Origin of the sequence: Martinezella lusitana (assembly GCF_010668395.1) — a bacterium.
In the GTDB taxonomy this organism is placed as follows: Bacteria; Pseudomonadota; Alphaproteobacteria; order Rhizobiales; family Rhizobiaceae; genus Rhizobium; species Rhizobium lusitanum_A.
In genome coordinates this window covers 190,136-214,445 of the sequence record NZ_WUEY01000004.1, presented here as the reverse complement: position 1 = coordinate 214,445, position 24,310 = coordinate 190,136, and the positions used below count along the sequence as shown (strand labels likewise).

21 protein-coding genes are annotated in these 24,310 nt (G+C 62.5%); 6 read left to right on the top strand and 15 right to left on the bottom strand.

The genetic code is table 11. The features are described from left to right. Window positions 1-40: 40 nt before the first annotated feature. Both GR212_RS11030 and ggt read right to left on the bottom strand, forming a co-directional pair. A complete protein-coding gene (locus GR212_RS11030) occupies window positions 41-1,495 on the bottom strand; it encodes an MFS transporter (RefSeq protein ID WP_163986529.1) in 1,455 nt (484 codons plus the stop codon). 348 nt (window positions 1,496-1,843) lie between these two features. Beyond that, window positions 1,844-3,586, bottom strand: coding sequence for a gamma-glutamyltransferase (gene ggt, locus GR212_RS11025; RefSeq protein ID WP_163986528.1), 1,743 nt, complete (start codon window positions 3,584-3,586; stop codon window positions 1,844-1,846). Window positions 3,587-3,857: 271 nt separating this feature from the next. Here ggt and GR212_RS11020 point away from each other — a divergent pair, with 271 nt between their 5' ends. Beyond that, the gene (locus GR212_RS11020; RefSeq protein ID WP_246725733.1) at window positions 3,858-4,043 is read left to right on the top strand and encodes a hypothetical protein; all 186 of its coding nucleotides are present in this window, start codon (window positions 3,858-3,860) and stop codon (window positions 4,041-4,043) included. Window positions 4,044-4,062: 19 nt separating this feature from the next. Here the strand turns inward: GR212_RS11020 and GR212_RS11015 are convergent, their stop codons facing one another. Continuing rightward, on the bottom strand, window positions 4,063-5,328 hold the full coding sequence (locus GR212_RS11015) for a glycerate kinase type-2 family protein (protein ID WP_163986527.1): 1,266 nt from the start codon (window positions 5,326-5,328) through the stop codon (window positions 4,063-4,065). Between the two features lie 151 nt (window positions 5,329-5,479). On the opposite strand from GR212_RS11015, the gene GR212_RS11010 reads away from it, so the two are divergent. Further along, window positions 5,480-5,908: an OsmC family protein gene (locus tag GR212_RS11010; RefSeq protein WP_163986526.1), complete on the top strand. Its 429-nt coding sequence runs from the start codon at window positions 5,480-5,482 to the stop codon at window positions 5,906-5,908. A gap of 262 nt (window positions 5,909-6,170) precedes the next feature. Here GR212_RS11010 and GR212_RS11005 read toward each other — a convergent pair whose 3' ends face one another. The 3 genes from GR212_RS11005 to GR212_RS10995 all read right to left on the bottom strand — a co-directional run bounded on the left by GR212_RS11005 (window position 6,171) and on the right by GR212_RS10995 (window position 9,120). Further along, window positions 6,171-6,713 (bottom strand): hypothetical protein, encoded by a 543-nt coding sequence (locus GR212_RS11005; protein ID WP_163986525.1) that lies wholly within the window; start codon window positions 6,711-6,713, stop codon window positions 6,171-6,173. A gap of 11 nt (window positions 6,714-6,724) precedes the next feature. Then, on the bottom strand, window positions 6,725-8,071 hold the full coding sequence (locus GR212_RS11000; RefSeq protein WP_163986524.1) for an LLM class flavin-dependent oxidoreductase: 1,347 nt from the start codon (window positions 8,069-8,071) through the stop codon (window positions 6,725-6,727). Between the two features lie 137 nt (window positions 8,072-8,208). After that, window positions 8,209-9,120, bottom strand: a complete 912-nt coding sequence (locus GR212_RS10995; protein WP_163986523.1) for a LysR family transcriptional regulator — start codon at window positions 9,118-9,120, stop codon at window positions 8,209-8,211. 120 nt (window positions 9,121-9,240) lie between these two features. On the opposite strand from GR212_RS10995, the gene GR212_RS10990 reads away from it, so the two are divergent. The 3 genes from GR212_RS10990 to GR212_RS10980 all read left to right on the top strand — a co-directional run bounded on the left by GR212_RS10990 (window position 9,241) and on the right by GR212_RS10980 (window position 12,339). Then, window positions 9,241-9,981, top strand: coding sequence for an SDR family oxidoreductase (locus GR212_RS10990; RefSeq protein WP_163986522.1), 741 nt, complete (start codon window positions 9,241-9,243; stop codon window positions 9,979-9,981). Between the two features lie 87 nt (window positions 9,982-10,068). Then, entirely contained in the window at window positions 10,069-10,971 is a 903-nt protein-coding gene (locus tag GR212_RS10985; RefSeq protein WP_163986521.1) for an SDR family oxidoreductase, read from the top strand. A 156-nt stretch (window positions 10,972-11,127) separates the two neighbouring features. Then, window positions 11,128-12,339: an adenylate/guanylate cyclase domain-containing protein gene (locus tag GR212_RS10980; protein WP_163986520.1), complete on the top strand. Its 1,212-nt coding sequence runs from the start codon at window positions 11,128-11,130 to the stop codon at window positions 12,337-12,339. 18 nt (window positions 12,340-12,357) lie between these two features. Here GR212_RS10980 and GR212_RS10975 read toward each other — a convergent pair whose 3' ends face one another. The 8 genes from GR212_RS10975 to GR212_RS10940 all read right to left on the bottom strand — a co-directional run bounded on the left by GR212_RS10975 (window position 12,358) and on the right by GR212_RS10940 (window position 21,604). Further along, a complete protein-coding gene (locus tag GR212_RS10975) occupies window positions 12,358-14,325 on the bottom strand; it encodes a 3-hydroxyacyl-CoA dehydrogenase NAD-binding domain-containing protein (RefSeq protein ID WP_163986519.1) in 1,968 nt (655 codons plus the stop codon). Window positions 14,326-14,347: 22 nt separating this feature from the next. Further along, on the bottom strand, window positions 14,348-14,743 hold the full coding sequence (locus tag GR212_RS10970; RefSeq protein WP_163986518.1) for a RidA family protein: 396 nt from the start codon (window positions 14,741-14,743) through the stop codon (window positions 14,348-14,350). Further along, window positions 14,721-15,152, bottom strand: coding sequence for an acyl-CoA thioesterase (locus tag GR212_RS10965; RefSeq protein WP_163986517.1), 432 nt, complete (start codon window positions 15,150-15,152; stop codon window positions 14,721-14,723). The genes GR212_RS10970 and GR212_RS10965 overlap by 23 nt, the downstream gene beginning before the upstream one ends. A gap of 8 nt (window positions 15,153-15,160) precedes the next feature. Further along, window positions 15,161-16,342, bottom strand: coding sequence for an acyl-CoA dehydrogenase (locus GR212_RS10960; protein WP_163986516.1), 1,182 nt, complete (start codon window positions 16,340-16,342; stop codon window positions 15,161-15,163). A 116-nt stretch (window positions 16,343-16,458) separates the two neighbouring features. Beyond that, window positions 16,459-17,637 carry an acyl-CoA dehydrogenase family protein gene (locus tag GR212_RS10955; RefSeq protein ID WP_163986515.1) on the bottom strand — a complete coding sequence of 393 codons (1,179 nt, stop codon included), beginning with the start codon at window positions 17,635-17,637 and terminating at the stop codon, window positions 16,459-16,461. 4 nt (window positions 17,638-17,641) lie between these two features. Beyond that, window positions 17,642-18,493 (bottom strand): enoyl-CoA hydratase family protein, encoded by an 852-nt coding sequence (locus GR212_RS10950; protein ID WP_163986514.1) that lies wholly within the window; start codon window positions 18,491-18,493, stop codon window positions 17,642-17,644. A gap of 5 nt (window positions 18,494-18,498) precedes the next feature. Continuing rightward, window positions 18,499-19,278 carry an SDR family NAD(P)-dependent oxidoreductase gene (locus GR212_RS10945; RefSeq protein WP_163986513.1) on the bottom strand — a complete coding sequence of 260 codons (780 nt, stop codon included), beginning with the start codon at window positions 19,276-19,278 and terminating at the stop codon, window positions 18,499-18,501. A 7-nt stretch (window positions 19,279-19,285) separates the two neighbouring features. Beyond that, entirely contained in the window at window positions 19,286-21,604 is a 2,319-nt protein-coding gene (locus GR212_RS10940) for a bifunctional salicylyl-CoA 5-hydroxylase/oxidoreductase (RefSeq protein ID WP_163986512.1), read from the bottom strand. Between the two features lie 298 nt (window positions 21,605-21,902). Here GR212_RS10940 and GR212_RS10935 point away from each other — a divergent pair, with 298 nt between their 5' ends. Next, entirely contained in the window at window positions 21,903-23,513 is a 1,611-nt protein-coding gene (locus tag GR212_RS10935; RefSeq protein ID WP_163986511.1) for an AMP-binding protein, read from the top strand. 157 nt (window positions 23,514-23,670) lie between these two features. Here GR212_RS10935 and GR212_RS10930 read toward each other — a convergent pair whose 3' ends face one another. Next, the gene (locus tag GR212_RS10930; RefSeq protein ID WP_163986510.1) at window positions 23,671-24,264 is read right to left on the bottom strand and encodes a VOC family protein; all 594 of its coding nucleotides are present in this window, start codon (window positions 24,262-24,264) and stop codon (window positions 23,671-23,673) included. Window positions 24,265-24,310: the final 46 nt, after the last annotated feature.

Sequence of the window (24,310 nt, the reverse complement as noted above, 5' to 3'; positions counted from 1 at the left end):
CACAAAAGTCGCTATTGTTTGCGCCAGCCGGCGGCGAGCCTCAATGCTCGCCGAGGCTCTCTTCCGGCGATTTGCGGCGGTGACCGCTGATTTCGGAGCCGGCGGTGCGCGAGAAGCTGGCGTTCCAGATCACCGCCAGAAGGGCGATGGCCGTGACGACGATGAAGGCGATGGAGAAGTCGGCCATCTCGGCTTTCGCGTGGCCGAAGAATTGCATCGAGCCATGCAGGGCAAGGGCGGCGACGCAAATGCCGAGCGAAAGCATCAGCTGCTGGAAGGTCGAGTAGAAGCTGGTCGCGATGCTCATGCGGTCCCGCTCGATCTCGTCATAGGCGATCGTGTTGTAGGCCGTGAACTGAAACGACATGAAGAAGCCGCAGAAGAACAGGATCATGAAGATGACGGGCAGCGGCCAGTCGGGCTTGAAGATGGCGCACAAGCCATAACCGAGCGTACCGATCAGGCCGAAGATGATGAGAGCGGTGCGGAAGCCGAGTTTCCTCAGGATACGGACCTGGAAAGGTTTCATCGCCATGGAGCCGAGCGCCGTCGCAATGGCGATCTGGCCGGCTGCCGCCGCCGATAGGCCGAAACCGAGCTGCAGCATCAAGGGAATCAGGAAGGGATGGGCCCCCTGGCTGATGCGCGTCAGCGAGCCGGCGATGACCGAGGTGCGGAAGGTCGGCACCTTCATCAGCGAGAAATCCATGATCGGCGAGGGATGCTTGCGGGCGTGGCGCAGATAGGCGATGCCGAACAGGAGGCCGATGGAGATCAGGAAAATGGCCAGATAGCCTTCGCCCTCGCGGCTCGACATTTCGAAGCCGAAGAGCAGCGATCCGAGCGAGATGCCCGACAGGATGAAGCCAGAGAGATCGAAGCGCCCGGCACGGGGGCCCTTCACCTCTTCGATGAACATCGTCACCAGGACGAAGCCGATGACGCCGATCGGCACGTTGATGTAGAAGATCCAGCGCCAGTCGAGATAGGTGACGAACATGCCGCCGACCGGCGGCCCGAGGATGGGGCCGACGAGCGCCGGGATCAGCAGCCAGGACATGGCGTTGACCATGTCCTTGCGGGCGACGCTGCGCATCAGCACGAGGCGGCCGACGGGCAGCATCATGGCGCCGCCAAGACCCTGCAGCAATCGCGCGAGCACGAGGAAGAACAGGTTCGGAGCCTGCGCGCACAGAAGCGATCCCACGACGAAAACCGCGATGGCAGAGCGGAAGACGGTGCGCGATCCGAAGCGATCGGCAATGGCGCCGCTTGCGGGAATGAAGATTGCGAGGCTGAGAAGATACGACGTCAGCGAGATACTCATGGCCGGCGCGCTGACGCCGAAGTCTCTCGCCATCGTCGGAAGGGCCGTCGCGAGCACGGTCGCGTCAAGCTGCTCCATGAACATCGCGCTTGCTACAATAAGCGCCACTACACGAAAATTCGGTGCGGCCCGCCGGGTGGGGGCGGCCTGGAATATCTGATCCGACATTGTCGGGGATCGCTCTCGATGGTGCGGTGGGGTCCTAGGACAGAACCGCAAGTCTGGTCATGGCGCGAAGGCCTATTTGAACGGCGGTGTGTATACTCCTGCCACGGCCTGATTGCCATATCAGAAATCACAAATCTTATTGATGGGATGAAAAAAATGACGCACGTACGCCGAAAACCCGCAACAAATGAACGCGAGGTGAATGAATGGGCCGGATATTTCGCCGAAATGCTCACGCTTGGTTTTGCGGCGTAAGATAATGTGCTCGTCTCGTCAGGCATTTACGCCGGAAAAGGCCGGTGCCGGGGATAGCGGCACCGGTCTCAGTCATCGGTATCGGGCGAGCGCTCAATAGCCTGCCGCCAGTCCGGAGCCGGCGCGGCTGTCCATGGCGCCGTTGTAGCGGGCGCCGCCGCCCTTGGCGATGTCGCCGAGGCTCTTGCCGCCGACGAGGATGCCTGCCGATTGGCCCCAGATCGGCCAGTCGTTGTCGACCTGAACCGTGTAACCCATACCCGTCAAAAGCTTGACCGTATCGGGCGAAAGCGCGTGCGGCTCCATGTAGACCTTGTCCGGCAGCCACTGGTGATGAATGCGCGGCGCGTCGATCGCTTCCTGGATGTTCATGCCGAAATCGATGACATTGATGATCGCCTCGAGCGTGATGGTGATGATGCGCGATCCGCCGGGGCTGCCGATTACCATGAAGGGCTTGCCGTCCTTGGCGATGATGGTCGGGCTCATGGACGAGAGCGGCGTCTTCTTCGGCTGGATGGCGTTGGCTTCGCCCTGCACCAGACCGTACAGGTTGGGCACGCCGGGCTTGGAGGTGAAGTCGTCCATCTCGTTGTTCAGCAGGATACCGGTGCCCGGTGCGACGACGCCGGCGCCGAAGGAGCCGTTCAGGGTGTAGGTGACGGCGACGGCGTTGCCGTCGTTGTCGATGATCGAATAATGCGTCGTCTCGTGGCTTTCGCCGAGGCCCTTGGGCATCAGGTCCTTGGAGACGCCCGCCTTGTAAGGGGAGATGCCGTCGCGGATCTTCTGGGCATAGGCCTTATCCAGAAGCTTGCCGACGGGATTGTCGACGAAGTCCGGGTCGCCAAGCGCCGAGTTGCGGTCGACATAGGCGTAGCGCATGGCTTCGACCATGTAATGGACCGTGTCGGCCGAGGCGTAGCCGGTATAGGAGAGCGGATAGCCTTCCAGTACGTTGAGGATTTCGCAGATGATGATACCGCCGGAAGAAGGCGGCGGCGACGAAATGATCTGGTAGCCGCGATAGTCGCACTTCACGGGTTCGAGTTCGCGCACCTTGTATTGCTCGAAATCCTGGTTTGCGAGAATGCCGCCCTTGTCCTGGCTCGCCTTGACGATGGCGTTGGCGACCGGCCCCTTGTAGAAGCCGTCCGGTCCCTGATCCGAAATGCCGGAAAGGGCGCTGGCGAGGTCAGGCTGTGTCAGCGTATCGCCTGCGGCGAAGGGCTTGCCGTCCGACTTGGTGAAGATCGCGGCGGTGGCCGGATCGCGCGAGAGCCACTTCTTGCCCTCGTTAAGCTCCGCCGCATCGGCCTGGTTCAGCGTGAAGCCTTCCTTGGCGTAACGAATGGCCGGCGCCATCAGATCCTGTCGGGACTTCGTGCCGTATTTCTCGCGGGCGGTCTCGAAGCCCATGACAGAGCCGGGAACGCCGACGGCGAGATAGCCATCCGTGCTGGCGCCTTTGACGATGTTGCCCTTGTCGTCGAGATACATGCCCTTGGTGGCCGCCAGCGGCGCACGCTCGCGGAAATCGAGGAATGTCGTCTTGCCGTCCCGCAGGCGGATGGTCATGAAGCCGCCACCGCCGATATTGCCGGCCGTCGGATAGACCACGGCGAGGGCATAGCCGACCGCAACGGCTGCATCGACGGCGTTGCCGCCGTTTTTCAGCACCTCCACGCCGACATCGGTGGCCAGGTGCTGCGCCGTGACCACCATGCCGTGTTCGGCCTCCACCGGAGGCGGGGCGGCGGCTCTCGCCGTCACCGAAAAGAGCGCGAATGTGACCAGGGTTACCGACGAAATCACCCGCTGGTGGAGCTGGCGCATGATGGCTATGCCTCCCGTTGTCATATTGATGGAAAATGCCCCGTAAATGACATGGTGCCTAGCGTGAAAATGGCGATATCCGCCGCTACAATTTTTTAGATGCCGCCGGCATGGTTGGGGTCGGGGTCGATCCGCGAAGAGTTGCACATATGCAACGGCGAATGCCTCGTTCATGCCGACTGCAAGATGGCGTCGCAGCTGCAATATTTTATTTATTAGTGGCTGCTACTTCATGCCTTGTCGAGCAAGACCGGGTGTTGCGTGGAGGGCCATGATGGCTGTGACGAAGCTGGAGCAGCGGAAGAGCGAGCGCTTGACGAAGGTCAAGCCGGTCATCGTTTCCGAAAAGACGCATATCATTGAAATCGAATGCGGCCATTGCAGCCGGCACTTCTTTCGCTGGTCGTCGATGGCGGCCGTCTACCGGCGTTGCGACGATTGCAGCGCCATCGGCTGATGTGGCTTGTCGCGCGAGCCTACACGATCAGGATGGCGCGGAAATCGTTAACGTTGGTTCCTGTCGGGCCGGGCACGAATAGATCGCCGATCGCGTTGAAGGCCGTCCAGGCATCGTTGTTTGCCAGCATGTCGGCCGGCACCAGTCCGGCATTGCGCAGCCGCGCCACCGTGCCTGCATCGGCAAAGGCGCCGGCATTGTCCTCGCTGCCATCGATGCCGTCCGTATCGGCTGCCATCGCGTGAATGCCGGTATGGCCGTCGATGTCGATCGCCAGCGACAGAAGGAATTCAGAGTTTCGTCCGCCCTTGCCCTTGCCTTTCAGCGTCACCGTCGTTTCTCCGCCGGATAGCAGCACGACCGGTTTGGCGAAGGGACGATTGCGGTGAAGCACCTCGCGCGCGATGGCGGCGTGAACATGGGCGGCTTCGCGGGCCTCGCCCTCGATGGCGTCCGAGAGGATGGCCGGTTCGATCCCGGCCGCGCGTGCCACGTCCGCCGCCGCCTCCAGCGAGACGCCGGCGGATGCGATGAGATGAACTTCATTGCCGGCAAAGCGCGGATCGTCCGGGCGTGGCGCATCCGCTTCGGCCTTCTCGATATGGGCGAGAACGGCGGGTGGCAGCTCGATGCGGTAGAGGCGGATGAGGTCGAGCGCTTCGGCGCGTGTGCCGGCACCCGGCACGGTCGGGCCGGACGCCACCAGAGCCGGATCGTCGCCGGGAATGTCGGAGACGACGAGGGAGACGACCTTGGCCGGATGGGCCGCGGCGGCGAGCCGGCCGCCCTTGATGGTCGACAGGTGCTTGCGAATGACGTTCATTGCCGAAATCGGTGCGCCGGATGCGAGCAGCGCCCTGTTGACGGCGATCTCGTCGGCGAGACTCAGCGTGCCGGCCGGCGAAGGCAGAAGCGCCGAGCCGCCGCCGGAAATCAGGGCGATCACCAGATCGTCCTTCGTGAGGCCCTCGACAAGCTTGAGAAGCCGGCGGGAAGCGGTAAGGCCTGCTTCGTCCGGCACCGGATGCGCCGCTTCGATGATCTCGATCCGGCGGCAGGGAGCGGAGAAGCCGTATCGCGTCACCACCAGACCCTCCAGCGGGCCGTCCCAGCATTGCTCCAGTGCCGCAGCCATCTGGGCGGAGCCCTTGCCGGCGCCGATGACGATCGTCCGGCCCTTCGGCCTGGCCGGCAGATTGGCGCGGATGCCGGTCAGCGGATTGGCGGCGCGAACGGCAGCATCGAATAGCGAGGTCAGGAAGGCGCGGGGATCGGAAACGGTCATGTCGAAGGGCCTGTCTTGCGATGAACTTGTAACCATTTGGTGGCTTAACTGACTGGAAGACGCAAGGGGCGGGAACTGCAATTGTGTCCGGCGCCATGAATCCCTATGTTGAAGAAAGGAGTTTCCCTCTTTTATTTCAAGGATTTTCGAAATGGCCGAACTGAAAGTGAAGACGAGGCAGACGGGCGCGACCGCCACGCTTGGCCGCACTGGCTTTCCGCATGTGACCTCGGTGACGGGCGGCGAGATCGATATCGTCACCTCGCCGTCGCAGCCCGGTTTCAACCCGCTCGATCTGCTCTATTCGTCGCTTTCCGCCTGCCTGGTCTTAAGCGCCCGCATGGCGGCAAGCAGCCTCGGCGTGCTCGACAAGCTGACCGAAGTGACCGCCGTCGTGACTGGCGAAAAGGCCACCGAAGGTCTTTCGCGCGTGGAGAAGTTCAACATCGCCTTCACCATCAAGGGCGATTTCAGCGATGATATCCGCAACGCGATCGCCCATGCGGCCGAAGACGAAATCTGCACCGTGAGCAACACGATCCGCGGCAATCCGCAGTTTTCGACGACGATTTCGGGGTGAGGTTGGCTTTATCCCGCCCCTTGTGGGCGGGAAAGCAAAATCTAGCATTTAGCCGGAAGGCTAAGTGCTAGATTTTGCAAGGGCGGGGGTAGGCAGGGACGCACTTGCTTGCCAGAATTAGAATGAGCTAGAAGCAGTCCCCCTCTCTTGCAATTTCAATGGCTTAGAAATTGCGCGAGGCTTCCTGCAGGTGGAGTATCCTGTGCCGCAATTCCTAAACCAATGAAATTGCTTTCTCGCCCGCCAAGGGCGAGATGGCTCCTCACTTCGCGGGAAACTGAAACCCTTCCAGATAGGGCCCAAGCTCCGGATCGATGTCGACCTTCACGGCATTGTTGTAGATCGCTGTCGCGATCATGATGCCGGCGAATGCGACGAGGTTGGCGAGGGTCGGTTCGTCATAGCGCGCCTTCAATCGTGTCCACACGTCTTCGGGAATGGCGTTGGAATCCCTGACGATCTCTTTGCCGAACTCGATCAGCAACGCCTCGTCTTCGGTCGGTACGATCGTTTCCGGTTTCAGCCCGGCATTGATCAGCGCGCGCCGGAAAAAGCCGACGGGGATGATCGATCGGCACTCCAGAGCGATGGCATGGCAAAGAAGCCAGACCGCGCGGTCGTCGAGCGCCGGGCGCAGCTCCTCGCGCAAAGGGAACCATTCCGCATAGATGCGATGCGCCACCGGCGAGTGCAGCAATGTCCGCTTCATGTTCGTCATGCGGCCGCGCAATTGCACCTCGCGGTCATGCTCGGCGCGCACGGCGTCGGAAGCGGTTTCATACTCGATCGGCGTGATATGGCTCATTTCATTCTCTCTTACTGTGCTGCCGCCGCCGTTGCCTGGAAGAAGCGGTTTTCCGGACGCGGCAAGCCGAGGTGTTCGCGTAATGTCGTGCCTTCGTAGTCGCGGCGGAAGATGCCGCGGCGCTGAAGCTCTGGAACAACACGGGTCGTCACGTCAAGAAGGCCCTGCGGCAGGAAGGGGAAGACGACATTGAAGCCGTCCGAGCCTTCTTCCCGCAGCCATTGCTCCATCTCGTCGGCGATGCTCTGCGGCGTGCCGACGAAGGCAAGGCCGGCATAGCCGCCAAGACGCTGGGCAAGCTGGCGCACCGTGAGCTTTTCCGCTTCGGCAAGGGCGATGACGCGTTCGCGCCCGCTCTTGCTGGCATTGGTCTCCGGGATCTCGGGCAAGGGACCATCCGGATCGAACCTGGAGGCATCGTGGCCGAGTGCGATCGACAGCGATGCGATGGCGCTGTCGTAGTGGACGAGGCTGTCGAGCTTCGCCCGCTTGGCTTTCGCTTCCTCGATCGTGTCGCCGACGACGATGAAGGCGGCGGGCAGTATTTTGAGATGGTCCGGGTTGCGGCCGATCGCCTTCATCCGCCCCTTGATATCGGCGAAGATCGCCTTGCCGTCGGCGAGATTGCGGGGTGCCGCGAAGACCGCTTCCGCCGTCTCAGCGGCAAGCTGGCGGCCGGCATCCGATTGCCCGGCCTGCACGATGACCGGCCAGCCCTGCGGCGGCCGGGCGATGTTGAGGGGGCCGCGAACGCTGAGCTCTTCCCCCTTGTGTCCCAGGACATGCATCCGCTCGGGATCGAAGAAGATGCCGCTTTCGGCGTCATGGATGAAGGCGTCGTCGGCAAAACTGTCCCAGAGGCCGGTCACGACATCGTAGAATTCGCGGGCGCGATGATAGCGCTCGCCATGTTCCATATGCTCTTCGAGGCCGAAATTAAGGGCGGCATCGGGATTGGACGTGGTGACGATATTCCAGCCGGCGCGGCCGCCGCTGATATGATCGAGCGACGCGAAGCGGCGGGCGATGTGATAGGGCAGGTCGAAGGTGGTCGATGCGGTTGCCACGAGGCCGATCTTGTCGGTAACGGCGGCCAGCGCCGAAAGCAGGGTGAAGGGCTCGAAGGACGTGACGGTATGGCTGCGCTTCAGCGCCTCGATCGGCATGTTGAGGACCGCCAGGTGATCGGCCATGAAGAAGGCGTCGAATTTTGCCTTTTCCAGCTCCTGGGCGAAGCTTTTGATATGCCGGAAATTGAAGTTGGCGTCCGGATAGCCGCCGGGATAACGCCAGGCACCGGTATGCAGGCTGACGGGACGCATGAAGGCCCCGAGCTTCAATTGCTTCTGTTCGGTCATCGGCTCTCTCTCGAAAATCGTCAGGCTGTCGTGACGACGAAACGGCATCGCCAGCGGAATGATCCACTACGACGTAGGCGCGCCGATTGCGCATTCAAAGAGCCGATTTCATTTATTTGATCGCTTTCATGGAATATTCATCCCGCCTGGGTTTCCACGCCGTTCCGTTCCGCGAAAACCTTGACCAGCCAGTCTATGAAGACGCGGACGCGCGGCGAAAGCTGCCGACTGCGGGGGTACAGCATCGAGACGGGCGTTCGCGTTGGCGGATAATCCTGGAGGACATGCAGCAGGTCGCCGGATCGCAACGCTTCCTCGGCGTGATAACGAGGAACCTGGATCAGGCCGAGTCCGAGCCTAGCTGCGGCAAAATAGCTTTCGGCCGCGTTGACGGAGATGGTGGCGGGGAGGATGACCTCGCGCACGGCGCCGCCGATCTCGAATTCCAAAGGCAGCAATCCGCCGGTTGCGGAGGAACGGAAGCCGATCATGCGATGGCCGTCGAGCCTGTCCGGGTGGGCTGGCATGCCGAAGCGCCGCACATAGGCCGGGGCTGCAAGCGTCACCTCTTCCAGCATCGCCACACGCCTGCCAATCATGTCGCTGTCCTGCAGCGTGCCGACGCGCAGCACGCAGTCGATCCCCTCGCGGATCAGATCGACGAACCGGTCGCCCTCGGTAATCTGCAATTCGATATCGGGATAGGTTTCGAGGAAGGATGGCAGGTTCGGCAGCACGAAATGCCGGGCCAGCGTGCCATGCACGTCGACGCGTAGCACCCCCTTCGGCTTGGCGCCGGCGAAGGCGCCTTCCGCTTCCTCGATATCGGACAGGATCCGCTGGCAGCGCTGGTAATAGGCCTCGCCGTCGAGCGTCGGGCTGACATGCCGTGTCGTGCGCTGCAGCAGACGCACGCCGAGGCGAGCCTCAAGCTGCTTGACGGCATCCGTCACCGTCGAGCGGGGCAGACCGGTGTCTTCGGCCGCCAGCGTGAAGCTGCGCCGATCCACGATCCGGCAAAACACGCGCATGGCATCGAATCTGTCCATCTATTTGTTCGCCAATTTCGGATAGTGATGGCGATTAATGGCTGATTATCCGCCTCATGGAAAGGGGCATCCTGTCCTCATCGAAACGCGCTACGGCGCAAACAGCAAAGGATGAGGAAAATGAGCAGCAATTCCAATAAGGTCGCAATCGTTACCGGCGCCTCCCGCGGGATCGGTGCCGCCATTGCCGAGCGCCTGGCCGAGGATGGCTTCACCGTCGTCGTCAACTATGCCGGCAGCGAGGCCGCCGCGGAAGAATTGGCCCGCAAGATCGAGGAAAAGGGCGGCAAGGCGCTGACCGCGAAGGCCGATGTTTCCGATGTCGAGGCCGTGCGACGCATGTTCGACGCGGCCGAGGCAGTCTTCGGCGGCGTCGACGTGCTGGTCAACAATGCCGGCATCATGCAGCTCGCGAGGATCGCCGATGCTGACGACGCGCATTTCGACCGCCATATCGCCATCAACCTCAAGGGCACGTTCAACACGCTGCGCGAAGCCGGCAAGCGCCTGCGCGACGGCGGCCGCATCGTCAATTTCTCGACCAGCGTCGTCGGCCTCAAGCTGGAAACCTATGGCGTCTATGCCGCGACCAAAGCCGCTGTCGAGACGCTGACGGGCATCATGGCGAAGGAGCTGCGCGGCCGGTCGATCACGGTCAATGCCGTCGCGCCCGGCCCGACAGCCACGGATCTCTTTTTGAACGGCAAGAGTGACGAGTTGATCGACCGCATGGCCAAGATGAACCCGCTGGAGCGCCTGGGCACGCCGCAGGATATCGCCGCCGCCGTTTCCTTCCTCGTCGGCCCGGATGGCGGCTGGGTCAACGGCCAGACGCTGCGCGCCAATGGCGGCATGATCTGAACCCTTCAGGCGGCAGGGCAAAGCCTGCCGCCGATCCCCGATCCCGACAATCGTCAACAGCCGATAATTTCACGAAGGAGCAAGATCATGAGCAAGCAAGTTATCGTCATATCAGGCGCATCGAGCGGCTTCGGCGCTCTGACGGCGCGCGCTCTCGCGAAGGCAGGCCACACGGTCTATGCCGGCATCCGCGAAACCCGGGGGCGCAATGCGGCGCAGGTGGCAGCGGCAGCAGCATTTGCCGAGGAGAACGGCGTCGATCTCAGGACGGTCGAGCTCGATGTCGCATCCGACGTTTCCGTGGAAACCGGTATCGCCGCCGTCATCGCCGAGCAGGGCCGCATAGACACCATCATCCACAATGCCGGCCACATGTCCTTCGGCCCGGCCGAGGCTTTTACGCCCGAGCAGTTCGCCGAACTTTACGACATCAACGTGCTCAGCACCCAGCGCGTCAATCGCGCCGTGCTGCCCCGTATGCGCAAGCAGGGCAACGGTCTGGTCGTCTGGGTTTCCTCGTCCAGCACGCGCGGCGGTACGCCGCCCTACCTCTCTCCGTATTTCGCGGCCAAGGCCGCGATGGATTCGCTCGCCGTCTCCTACGCTTCGGAGCTGACCCGCTGGGGCATCGAGACCGCCATCATCGTGCCCGGCGCCTTCACCAAGGGCACCAACCATTTTGCCCATTCCGGCTCGCCCGCCGATAAGGCCCGTGCTGCCGAATACGACAACGGCCCCTATGCCGGCGTGCCCGACCAGGCGTTGAAGGGGCTCGCTTCACTGGAACCGGCGGACGCCGATGCCGCCTCTGTAGCAACAGCGATCGTCGATGTCGTCGACATGCCGTTTGGCACACGGCCGTTCCGTACCCATATAGATCCCTCCGAGGATGGCGCGGAAATCGTCAACGGTGTTGCCGACCGGGTTCGGGCGGAACTCTTCCGGCGTATCGGTCTGGAAGATCTGCTGAAGCCGCACGCAAGGGCCTGAGGCCCCGCGACCATCCTTCGAACGTGTCAAATCGCCGCTTCTGTGCCACAGAGGCGGCGATCTGTTGCTTACATCAAGGCTATTTTGCTTCGTACGGCATTCCAAGCCCATTGGTTTCGTACTAAAGCGAATCCTTCAGAGGGTCGGGAGACATCCATGGACGCGAAGGACATTGGCGAAATTGCCAGCTGGCTCATGCAGGCCGGCCTCAAGGGCATGGCGGAGGCCGACATTCTGGCGGGCTTCTGCGAGCAGTGCCGTCAGCATGGCCTCAACGTCGACCGGGCCATGGCGCTGATGGATACGCTGCACCCGGTCTATGAGGGCCGCGCCTTCCGCTGGGACGGCAACCAGGTAGTCGAGCGCGAGTTCGAATACGGCCCGTCGCATCAGGGCATCGCCTCCGAAAATTGGCAGCGTTCCGCCTTCTATCATATGTTGACGACGGGCGGAGAAGAGGTGCGCCGGCGCATCGGTTTTGGCGAGCCGGCCGATTTCTTCGGGCTCGATACGCTGCTGGCCGATGGTCACACCGACTACATCGCCATGGTGCACCGGTTCGAGGAGGGCGGTACGATCGGCGAGATGGATTGCTTCTACTCCAACTTCGCCACGGCAGCCGAGGTCGGTTTCCCGGAAGACGATCTGCGCGTGCTGCGCAAGCTGACGCCGGCGCTGGCGCTCGCTATCAAATGCACCGGCATGAGCCGCATCGCCCGGACCATTGCCGAGGTCTACCTCGGCGAGGATGCCGCCCGGCATGTTCTCGAAGGCAAGATCACCCGCGGCAAGACGGAGCGGATTTCCGCAGCCCTCTGGTTTTCCGATCTCGCGAACTACACGCGCATCTCGGATACGGCCGAGCCCGACGAAATCATCCCCATGCTGAACGCCTATGCGGATGCTGTCATCTCCTCGATCCACGAGGCCGGCGGCAACGTGCTGAAGCTGATCGGCGACGGCACGCTGGCGATCTTCAAGGCCAGGAATTCCGCCGATGCCTGCGCTGCCGCGCTGATGGCGGAATCGCTGCTGCGCCAGCGGCTGGGCGACTTGAATTCGCAACGGCAGATCGAGGGCAGGCCGGTGACGGACGTCTATCTCGGCCTGCATATCGGCGATGTGTTCTACGGCAATATCGGTAGCATGGACCGGCTTGACTTCACGGTCATCGGGCCGGCCGTCAACGAAGTCAGCCGCATCGCCTCGATGTGCCGCTCGGCCGATCGTAATATCCTGATGTCCTCGAATTTCGTCGAGGCGCTGTCGAGCCAGAACAGCAACGATCTCGTTTCCGTTGGACGTTACGCGCTGCGCGGCGTCAAGCGGCCGCAGGAACTGTTCACGCTGCTCTCTTCGGCAGCCTGACAGCGACGGGAACCGCTCTCAGCGGCGACCGGCAGCAAACATCGGGCCGCCCTTGCTCGAGGGGAAGCCGTAGCCGTTGATCATGACGAGGTCGATATCGCTTGCGCGTGCGGCGATGCCTTCCGAAAGCAGCGCCTCGCCTTCGCCGGCCATGGCCTTCAACAGGCGGGCGACGATCTCGTCTGCCGGGAAATGCCGCGGCGTAATGCCTTTCTCGGCGCGTGCGGCTTCGATCATCGCCGTCACCGCCGGATCGACGGTGCGCTTGCCATCGGGATAGGCGTACCAGCCACGGCCGGATTTCTGGCCGAAGCGGCCGGCTTCGCAGAGCCGGTCGGCGATGACGACGTAACGCTCATTTGGGTCACGGGTTGCGGCCTGCCGCTTGCGGCGCGCCCAGGCGATTTCCAGACCGGCCATGTCAAAGACGGCAAACGGGCCCATGGGAAAGCCAAAGGCTTCCAGCGCCGCATCGATCTCCTGCGGCAGGGCGCCATCCTCGAGCATGTATTCGGCTTCGCGGCGATAGGCGGAAAAGATGCGGTTGCCGATGAAGCCTTCGGTGACGCCGGAGACGATGGGCAGCTTGCCCAACCGCTTCGCGAAAACAAGGGCCGTCGCCAGCACGTCGGGCGCGGTCTCCTTGCAGTTCACCACTTCAAGCAGCCGCATGATGTTGGCGGGCGAGAAGAAATGCAGCCCGACGACGCGTTCCGGCAGCCTGGTGGACGCGGCGATGGTATCGGGATCGAGGTAACTCGTATTGGTCGCGAGGATCGCGTCGGCGCGGACGATGTCATCAAGTCTTTGGAACAGCTCCGTCTTGACGGAGAGATCGTCGAACACGGCTTCGATGACCATATCGGCCTTGGCGAGTTCCTGCATTTCCGCCGTCACCGTCAGGCGGCTGAGGCGATCGTCCCGGCCCGCGGCGTCGAGGCGGCCCGATTGCACGGCCTTGTCGAGGAGACTGGTGATGCGCTCGCGTCCCTTTTCGGCAGCTTCGGTGGTCTGTTCCACGCCGATGACGCGGTAGCCGCCGTTGAGCGCCGAGACGGCAATCCCGGACCCCATGAGCCCGGTGCCGACGATGCCGACGGTTTCGATCCGGCGCGGAGTGACCGCATCCAGGCCCTCGACCTTACCGGCTGCGCGTTCGGCGAAGAAGACATGCCGCAACGCCGCAGCCTCTTCGCTGTCGCGCAGCTCGACGAAGGTGCGGCGCTCCTCGGCAAGACCATCCGAAAGGGAGGCGGTTGCCGCCAGGCGTATGAGGCGGACGGCTTCTGCGGGCGCGCGCTGGCCGCGCGCCTTGCGCAACGCGTCCGCTGCCGCCTTGTCGACGGCCTCGGGAGCTTCCGGCTGAACCGTCAGCGATCCGGTGCGGCGTATGGGGGAGGCGATGGCGGCCTTGGCATCGGCAACGGCCTCAGCGATCAGCTCGCCGCTGGCCGCCGCGTCAATGATGCCGAGCTTGAGGGCTTCGGCGGTAGAGACGATACGGCCATTGGCGATCATGTCGATGGCGGCCGCAATTCCGGTGAGACGCGGCAGACGTTGCGTGCCGCCTGCGCCGGGTACGATGCCGAGCTTGACCTCGGGAAGGCCGAGCTTGGCGGCAGGTGCGGCAAGGCGGCGATGGCAGGCAAGCGCCACCTCCAGGCCGCCGCCGAGGGCCGCGCCATTGATCGCGGCGACAACGGGTTTCGGAAAGGCTTCGATCCGGGCAATGACGTCAGGCAGAAACGGCTCGACCGGCGGCTTGCCGAATTCCTTGATGTCGGCGCCGCCGATGAAGCTGTTGCCTGCTCCCGTCAGCACGACGCCGGCAACATTGCCATCGTTTTCCGCGTGCCCGAACGCGGCCATGAGGCCGGCCCTGACATCGGCGGAAAGCGCGTTGACGGGCGCGTTGTCTATGGTGACGACGAGGATCCCGTTGGTCAGCGCCGCCGAGATGGTGTCCGAAAAACGCGATGCCGACATGATTTTACCAGCCTGTCCGATATTATTCCGGGATGACGGCGGTCGCCTGGATCTCGATCTTGGCGCGATCTTCGACGAGGGCGACGACCTGCACGGCAGCCATGGCCGGGAAGTGCCGGCCGATGATCTCGCGATAGGCCTGGCCGAGGCCCTTCAGACTGCCGAGATATTCCTGCTTGTCCGTGAAATACCAGGTCATCGAGGTGATGTGCTTCGGTTCGGCGCCGCCTTCGGCCAGGATGGCGACGACATTCTTCAATGTCTGGCGCACCTGATCGACAAAGTCGTCGCTTTCGAATTCGCAGGCGGCATTCCAGCCGATCTGGCCGCCGACGAACACCGTGCGGCCCGTCGCCGCTACGCCATTGGCATAGCCGATCGGCTTGGCCCAGCCTTCAGGTTGCAGGATGGTGTGCATCGGTCTTCTCCAGATGAGAGGTCAGCGCGGCACGGAGATCCTCCGGCCATTCAATGGATTTATGCGTATCGAGCGAGGTGGCGACGACGCGGTGCCTGGCCGTCCACAGCACATGGCCGTTCGCCGACACCTGATGTTCCAGGTCGAGCGAGGAGCGGCCGATGCCATGAACCGTCAGCAGGAATTCGAGATCGTCGCCCTGAAGGCCCGGCTTCATGAAGGTCAGATCGAGCCGCACCGTCGGCACGCCGAGCTGACGGTCGTCGATCAGTTTTCTCCAGGGAAAGCCAAGCGAGGCGAAGTAATCTTCCAGCACCCCGACGAGGATGTTCAGATAGGATGGGAAATAGGCGATCCCAGAGGGATCGCAATCTCCGAAACGCAGGGGTCTGGTGGTTTTGAACGCCAAGGCGGGCCTCAGTTCGAAAAGGCGGCGATGCCGGTGATGGCGCGGCCGAGGATAAGCGCGTGGATATCGTGCGTGCCCTCATAGGTGTTGACCACTTCGAGGTTGACGAGGTGACGCGCGACGCCGAACTCGTCCGATATGCCGTTACCGCCCAGCATGTCGCGGGCGGCGCGGGCGATATCCAGCGCCTTGCCGCAGCTGTTGCGCTTGACGATGGAGGTGAGTTCGACAGGCGGATGGCCCTCTTCCTTCATGCGGCCGAGGCGCAGGCAGCCCTGCAGGCCGAGCGTAATCTCGGTCACCATGTCGGCAAGCTTCTTCTGGATGAGCTGGTTGGCGGCCAGCGGCCGGCCGAACTGCTTGCGGTCGAGCACATATTGCCGAGCCTTGGCATAGCAATCCTCGGCAGCACCCAAGGCGCCCCAGGCAATACCGAAGCGCGCCGAGTTGAGGCAGGTAAACGGCCCCTTCAGGCCGGACACGTTCGGCATCAGGTTTTCTTCCGGCACGAAGACATTGTCCATGACGACTTCGCCGGTGATGGAGGCGCGCAGGCCCACCTTGCCGTGGATGGCGGGCGCCGACAGGCCCTTCCAGCCCTTTTCGAGGATGAAGCCGCGGATGAGGCCATCCTCGGTCTTCGCCCAGACGACGAAGACATCGGCGATCGGCGCATTGGAGATCCAGGTCTTGGCGCCGGTCAGGCTGTAGCCGCCATCGACCTTCTTTGCCCGCGTGACCATCGAGCCGGGGTCGGAGCCATGGTTGGGTTCCGTCAGGCCGAAGCAGCCGATCCATTCGCCGGTCGCGAGCTTCGGCAGATACTTCTGCTTCTGCGCGTCCGAGCCGAAGGTTTCGATCGGCACCATGACGAGAGAGGACTGGACGCTCATCATCGAGCGGTAGCCGCTGTCGACGCGTTCGACTTCGCGGGCAATCAGGCCGTAGGCGACGTAGCTGAGGCCGGCGCCGCCATATTCGGGAGAAATCGTCGGGCCGAGCAGGCCGAGTTCGCCCATTTCGCGGAAGATCGCCGGATCTGTCTTTTCGTTGCGGAAGGCTTCGAGCACGCGGGGGCTGAGCTTCTCCTGCGCGTAGGAATGCGCAGTGTCCAGCACCATGCGTTCGTCGTCGCTCAGTTGCTCCGTCAGCCGGAACGGGTCGGCCCAGTCGAAAATCTCGCGGCTCATGCTCTTAATCTCCCATTGGGGCAGTTCGGTATTTCCTGCAGGGGCCGAACCGCTCAATTTCTTTGTTTTACGCAATTCCGGACGGAAAACCGCACGGCATTTTTCCTGGAATTGCTCTAGGTCTTCAGAAGTTCGCGCGCAACAATGAGTTTCTGAACCTCCGTCGCACCTTCGTAGATGCGAAGCGCGCGGATCTCCCGATAGAGTTTTTCCGTTATCTCGCCCGACCTCACGCCGCGCCCGCCAAAAAGCTGGACGGCACGGTCGATGACGCTCTGCGCGGTTTCCGTCGCCGTCATCTTGGCCATGGCCGCCTCGCGCGTCGTCGGCAAGCGCTGCACGTCGCGACGCCAAGCCGCCCGATAGGTGAGCAATGCCGCCGCGTCGATGCCGGTCGCCATGTCGCCGAGAGCGGCCTGCGTCAGCTGAAGGTCGGCAAGGGTGGCGCCGAACATCGGGCGTGCACGCGCATGGGCAAGCGATTCATCCAGGGCGCGGCGGGCAAAGCCGAGGCCGGCCGCGGCGACAGAGGCGCGGAAGATATCGAGCGTGCGCATGGCGATCTTGAAGCCTTCGCCCGGGGCCCCGAGGCGGCGCGACGCGGGAATACGGCAATTGTCGAAGCGGATCGTCGCCAGCGGATGCGGCGCAATCACCTCGATGCGTTCGGCGATCGAAAAGCCGGGGTCGTCGGCAAAGACGACGAAGGCGGAGATGCCGCGCGTTCCCGGCGCTTCGCCGGTGCGGGCAAAGACCGTATAGACATCGGCGATGCCGCCGTTGGAAATCCAGGTCTTTTCGCCGTCGAGAACGTAGTGATCGCCGTCGAGGCGTGCGGCGCAGCTCATGGCCGCGACATCGGAGCCGGCATCCTTCTCGGACAATGCAAAAGCGGAGAGCCAGTCGCCGGAGCGCACCTTGGGCAGAACGGCCGAACGTAGTTCCGGCGAGCCGGAAAGGCCGATGGCCCCGGTGCCGAGACCCTGCATGGCGAAGGCGAAATCGGCAAGGCCGTCGTGCCAGGCGAGCGTTTCGCGGGCAAGGCAGACCATGCGGGAATCGATCAGGGGTTCGCTATCGGACGAACCGGTCGCGGCGGTCAGAAGCCCGGCGTCGCCCAGCGCCTTGACCAGCTTGCGGCACGCGCCATCGACATCGGCATGATCGATGGAAGCCATGACGCCGGACTTGGCGAAGGCATCGACCTCGGCGGCGAAACGGCGATGCCGCTCCTCGAAGAAGGGCCAATCCAGATGATCGCGTGTCGGGCCGGGAAGGCTGCTTGCCGTGGACATCAGCTCAATCTCCCTGGAATTCCGGCCGGCGCTTGGCCGCGAAGGCTTCGAAGGCGCGGCGGAAATCCTGCGTCGCCATGCAGATCGCCTGCGCCTGCGCTTCGGATTCGATCATCTCGTCGATACCCATCGCCCATTCCTGGTTCAGCATGGTCTTGGTCATGCCGTGGGCGAACCAGGGACCGTCGGCCAGCGAACGGGCAAGCGCGAGGGCCTCGCGTTCCAGATCGGCGTTGGCGTGCCGGGCGTTGTAGAAACCCCAGGCATGGCCTTCGGCCGAAGTCATCGACCGGCCGGTAAAGAGAAGTTCGGCGGCACGGCCCTGGCCGATGATGCGGGGCAGGATGCCGCAGGCGCCCATATCAGCACCGGCAAGGCCGACGCGGGTGAAAAGGAAGGCCGTCTTGGCTTCGGGCGTCGCCAGCCTCAGATCGGAGGCCATGGCAAGGATCGCGCCGGCGCCCGCGCAGATGCCGTCGACCGCCGTGACGATCGGCTGCGGGCATTTGCGCATCGCCTTGACGAGATCGCCGGTCATGCGCGTGAAAGCCAGAAGTTCGGGCATGGCCATGCGGGTCAGCGGCTCGATGATCTCGAAGACATCGCCGCCGGAGGAGAAGTTACCGCCGGCGCCCGTCAGCACGATGGCGCGGATATCCGATGCATAGGCGAGGTCGCGGAAAAGGTCGCGCAGTTCCGCATAGCTGTCGAAGGTCAGCGGGTTCTTACGTTCGGGGCGGTTCAGGCGAATGGTGGCGACGCGGCCGTCCTCGCTCACTTCCCAGAGGAAGTGCTGCGGCTTGTAATCCTTGAAGGGCTTCAGATGGCCTTTCATCGTCATGTCCCGATCGCTCATCGCGTTCAAATCTCCCCACCGGCAACCGCGATTGCCTGTCCATTGATCGATGCCGCAGCCGGCGATGCCAGCCACAAGACGGTATCGGCGACCTCTTCCGGCTTGACGAGCCGTCCCTGCGGATTGGACTTCGTGAACTCTGAAAGTGCCTGCTCCGCCGTACGTCCGGTCTTGGCGACGATCGTCTCGATCGAGCGCTGGATGATCGGCGTGTCGGTGAAGCCGGGGCAGACAGCATTGACCGTGATGCCGGTCCTGGCAAGTTCCAGCGCCAGCGAACGCGTCAGGCCGACGACGCCATGCTTGGCGGCGACATAGGCGGAAACGTAGCCGTATCCCTTCAGGCCAGCCGTCGAGGCGATATTGATGATACGCGCGCCGGGGCCGTAAGCTTTCAGGTCGGAAAGGGCTGCCTGCGTCACCACGAAAACGCCTGTCAGGTCGACCGACAATACGTGGTTCCAGGCCTCAAGGCTCGTCTTCTCGAAAGACGCGCTCGGCGCTTCGCCGGCATTGTTGACGAGGATATCCACCGGGCCGAATGTTTCGCGTGCCTTGGCGAGACCTTGAGCCACGGCTTCGGGGCTCGTGACATCGAAGCCATCGACAACGAATGCGGCCGCACCGAGTTCGGCGGCGACCGCTTCCAGCGGCTCTCTGCGGCGACCCGCCAGGCTGACATGCGCGCCTTCGGCCGCGAGCGCCTTGGCGATCGCGGCGCCGATGCCGCTTCCGGCCCCGGTGACGAGGGCGTGACGGCCGGCGAGTTTGCCCGAAGTCGTCATCTCATCCTCATTTCGCCGGTGCGGCGGTGGCCGCGCGGGCAAGGTTGGTTTCGTACTGCAGCTTGCCGGAAACATATTGCTTCGGCCAGGGGATGGAAGTCACGCCGATCTTGGCGGCTTCATGCAGCGACCAGGCCGGGTCCGCCAGATGCGGGCGGGCGACGGCGCAAAGATCGGCACGGCCGGCGGCGATGATCGAATTGGCGTGATCGGCCTCCGATATCGCACCGACGGCAATGGTGGGAATGCCTATTTCGTTGCGGATCTTGTCGGAGAAAGGCGTCTGGAACAGGCGGCCGTAGACAGGCTTTTCCTGTTTCGAGACCTGGCCCGAGGAGCAATCGATCAGGTCGGCGCCGGCTTCCTTGAACATGGCGGCAAAGATTGCCGCATCTTCCGGCGTGTTGCCGCCATCCGTCCAGTCGTGGCAGGAAAGACGGACCGAGATCGGCTTGTCTGCCGGCCAGATCGCCCGTATCGCCTTGAAGATCTCCAGGGGATAGCGGGCGCGGTTTTCATGGCTGCCGCCATACTCGTCGTCGCGCACATTGGTCAGCGGCGACAGGAAGCTCGACAGCAGATAGCCGTGGGCGCAATGCAGCTCCAGCCAGTCGGCGCCGGTTTCGATCGCCAGTTCGGTCGAGCGAATGAAATCGGCCTTGACGCGGTCCATATCGGCGCGGTCCATGGCCTTCGGCACCTGGCTGTTCTTGAGGTAAGGAATTGCCGACGCGGAGATCAGCGGCCAGTCGCCTTCGGCCAGCGGCTGGTCGATCCCTTCCCAGGCGAGCTTCGTTGCGCCCTTGCGCCCGGCATGGCCGATCTGGATGCCGACCTTGGCGGCGCTGTTCGTATGAACGAAGTCGACAAGCCGTTTCCACTGCGCCATCTGCGCTTCGTTCCAGAGGCCGAGGCAGCCGGGCGTGATGCGCGCATCCGGGGTTACGCAGGTCATTTCCGCGAAGACGAGCGCCGCGCCGCCCATGGCGCGAGAGCCGAGATGGACGATATGGAAATCGTTCATCACGCCATCCTCAGCCGAATACATGGCCATCGGCGAGACGACGATACGGTTGACGAGCTGGACATCGCGCAGGCGGTAGGGCGTGAACATCGGCGGCAGGCACCGGTCGTTGCCGACGGTGAGGCCGGATTTTTCGGCGAACCAGCGCTCGTAGCCTTCGAGCCATGTCTTGTCGCGCAGTCTCAGGTTTTCGTGGCTGATGCGCTGCGAGCGTGTCAGCATCGAATACATGAATTGCGGCGGCTCGAGCGTATCGGCATAGCGGCGTCCGACGACTTCGAACCATTCCATCGCGTTGCGGGCGGCATTCTGGATGCGCGCGACATCGACGCGGCGGATTTCCTCGTAGGTATCGAGGACGGCCGGTATCTTGTCCTTCTCGTGTCCGTGGATCTGGAACTGCCGGGTGAGCTCGATGGCGTCATCGATGGCGAGCTTGGTGCCCGAACCGATGGCGAAATGTGCCGTGTGGGCGGCATCCCCCATCAGGACGACATGGGAATTGCCGTTGAAGTGGCTCCACTTGCCGCAGATCAGGCGATTGAAGTTCAACCAGGCCGATCCCCTGAGGTGGCGGGCATTGGTTATCAGCGGCGCGCCTTCGAGCACTTCCGCAAACAGGTTCTCGCAGAAGGCGATGGAGCCGTCCTGGTCCATCTTGTCGAGGCCGTGCGCCAGATAGGCTTCTTCTGTCGTTTCGATGATGAAGGTCGAGGTCTTGTCATCGAACTTGTAGATATGCGCCTGGAACCAGCCGTGGTCGGTGCGGCGGAAATCGAAGGTGAAGGCGTCGAACAGTTTGTTGGTGCCGAGCCAGATGTAGCGGTTCGGCCGGGTAATCATGTCCGGCTGGAAAACCTCCGGATAATGATTGCGGATCTTGGAGTTGAGACCGTCCGAGCCGATGACCAGATCGGCGTCGGGGTAATCGAGATCGGAGTTGACCTCCGTTTCGAAGATCAACTCGACATCGAGCGCCTCGCAGCGGCGCTGCAGGATGTTCAGCAGCTTCTTGCGGCCGATGCCGACGAAGCCGTGGCCCGACGTGCGCTGGCGCGTGCCCTTGAACAGGACCTCGATGTCGTCCCAATGGTTGAAGGCGTCCTCGATCTCGGCGGCGCTTTCAGGGTCCCATTCGCGCATCGAGACCATCGTCGCGTCGGAAAAGACGACGCCCCAGCCGAACGTATCATAGGGACGATTGCGTTCGACGACGCGGATCGAATGTTCAGGATGGAGCTTCTTCATTAGAAGCGCGAAGTAGAGCCCTGCGGGGCCGCCGCCGATACAGACGATGCGCATCGCTTATCCCTCCTCTGAGGCCGAAGCCGATCTCGAAATCATTTAAGTTTAAAATATCTCGTCATCGTCATTCGTCAAGGCTTTTCCTCTCCGACTCTGTGGCCCAGCAGGGGTCGCAATAGCTCGAAATTCAAGAATTTCCTTTTAGAATCAATGAGAAATCAAAAATATTTTAGACTTAAAATTTCTCGCTTGAACTATTCAATCTTCAGTGCGATCTTTTTTAGCACGCTACAGGCGCCACCTTGGGAGAGGTCGGTGATGGCGATTTGATCGAGAAGAATGTGGGAGCGAGGCAATGCTGGGACCGACCGGTCATACCGATACATTCACGCGGGATAATCTGCCGCCTTTCGGCGAATGGCCCGAGTTGCTGATGGATGGTTTCGACTACCCGGAGTGGCTGAACGCCGGCTTCGAGCTGAGCGACCGGATGGTCGAGAAGGGCTTCGGCGACAACGTGGCCCTGATCGGCAACGGCCGCCGCCGCACCTACAAGGAGCTGGCGGACTGGACCAACCGCATCGCCCATGCGCTCGTGGAAGACTTTGGCGTCAAACCCGGCAATCGCGTTCTCATCCGCTCCGGAAACAACCCTGCCATGATCGCCTGCTGGCTGGCGGTGACGAAGGTCGGTGCCGTCGCCGTCAACACCATGCCGATGTTGCGGGCGGGCGAGCTTTCGAAGGTCATCGACAAGGCGGAAATTTCCTTCGCGCTCTGCGATACGCGGCTGCTGGAGGAACTCGTGGCCGCCGCCAAGGACAGCCGCTTCCTGAAGCAGGTGGTTGGCTTCGACGGCACCGCCAATCACGATGCCGAACTCGACCGCATCGCCCTCAACAAGCCGGTTCGTTTCGAAGCGGTGAAAACCGGACGTGACGACGTGGCGCTGCTCGGCTTTACGTCGGGATCGACCGGTGTGCCCAAGGCCACCATGCATTTCCATCGCGATATCCTGATCATCGCCGATGCCTATGCCAAGGAAGTGCTGCAGGTCACGCCCGACGACGTCTTCATCGGTTCGCCGCCGATCGCCTTCACCTTCGGGCTGGGCGGCCTCGTCATCTTCCCGCTGCGCTTCGGGGCATCGACGGCCCTGCTCGAAAACGCCTCGCCGAAGAACATGGTCGAGATCATCCAGGAATACGGCGCGACGATCAGCTTCACCGCACCGACCGCCTATCGCGCCATGCTGGCGGCGATGGAGGAGGGGGCTGACCTTTCCTCGCTACGCATTGCGGTTTCCGCCGGCGAGACGCTGCCCGGACCGATCTTCGAGGAATGGACGCGCAAGACCGGCAAGCCGATCCTCGACGGCATCGGCTCGACGGAGATGCTGCATATCTTCATCTCCAACCGACTGTCCGACGCCAAGCCGTACTGCACCGGCAAACCGCTGACGGGCTACGAGGCCCGTATCGTCGATGACGAGATGAACGAAGTTCCGCGCGGCACGATCGGCAAGCTCGTTGTTCGCGGGCCGATCGGCTGCCGTTATCTTGCCGACAGCAGGCAGGCCGACTATGTGCGTGCTGGCTGGAACCTGACGGGCGACAGCTTCATTCAGGACGACGAAGGCTATTTCCATTTCGCGGCACGTTCCGACGACATCATTCTTTCGGCCGGCTACAATATTGCCGGGCCGGAAGTCGAAGCTGCGCTTCTTTCGCATGCCGACGTGCTGGAATGCGCCGTCATCGGCAAGCCGGACGAGGAGCGCGGGCATATCGTCCAGGCTCATGTGGTGCTGGTGGCCGGCGTGACCGGATCTCAGGTTCTGGTCAAGGCGCTGCAGGATCACGTCAAGGCCGTGATCGCACCCTACAAATATCCCCGTTCGATTATCTTCGTCGAGGCCTTGCCGAAGACGGAGTCCGGTAAGATACAGCGTTTCCGCCTCAAATAGCGGAAACGCTCAATCAGGCTGGCTGCGGGCGGCATTTTTGACGCCGCATGCAGTTACTCATTGTTGCTGACATAGCGCTTGCGTGCGGTCGCGGCCGCAGCCGGTCGAGCTGCGGCGATGCCATTGCGCAGCCTTCCAGCTTCGCCCCGGGCAGGTATCACTTGGCCGGATCTTTCGGATTCCACAGCAGGGTTTCGGCGCCTTTTTCATAAGCCATACCCTTGGGGTAGCTGATGGCCTCGAATTGCAAGCCCCACGGCGCCTGGAAATAGAGGATCGACTGGCCAGCTGCCGGACCATCATTGATCGGCAACGGCCCCAGCCGTGTTTCAATGTTCCTGCTGTCGAGATAGGCCTTTGCGGCATCGATATCGTCGACGTAGAGCGAGATATGAAACGCACCGATGTCGCTGTTCTTCTGCTTGAAGTCTCGCTGATCGGGCGCTGAATATTCGAACAACTCTATGTTCGATCCGAAGCCGCAGCGAACTTGCACTATCTGCTTTATTTCAGCCTTGGGGTGGACACCGAGCAGATCCGTCATGAAGGTGCCCTCATCGTCGGCAAACGGTCCAAATGACATTGCGACCTTGCAACCGAGCACATTCTCGAAGAAATCGATGGCCTGCTTCATGTCCGGCACCGTAAGTCCTGTATGGTCGTGACCACGAAGACCAGGCAGCCCGGTGGCTTTTGCCCCTCCCGGTCCAACAGTTGAAGCTTTCGTTGCCGCTGACTCCGGGTCTTTCATCGTTACTCCCTTTCTGTGTGCGGGTATTGTTGAACTCTCGCCGATA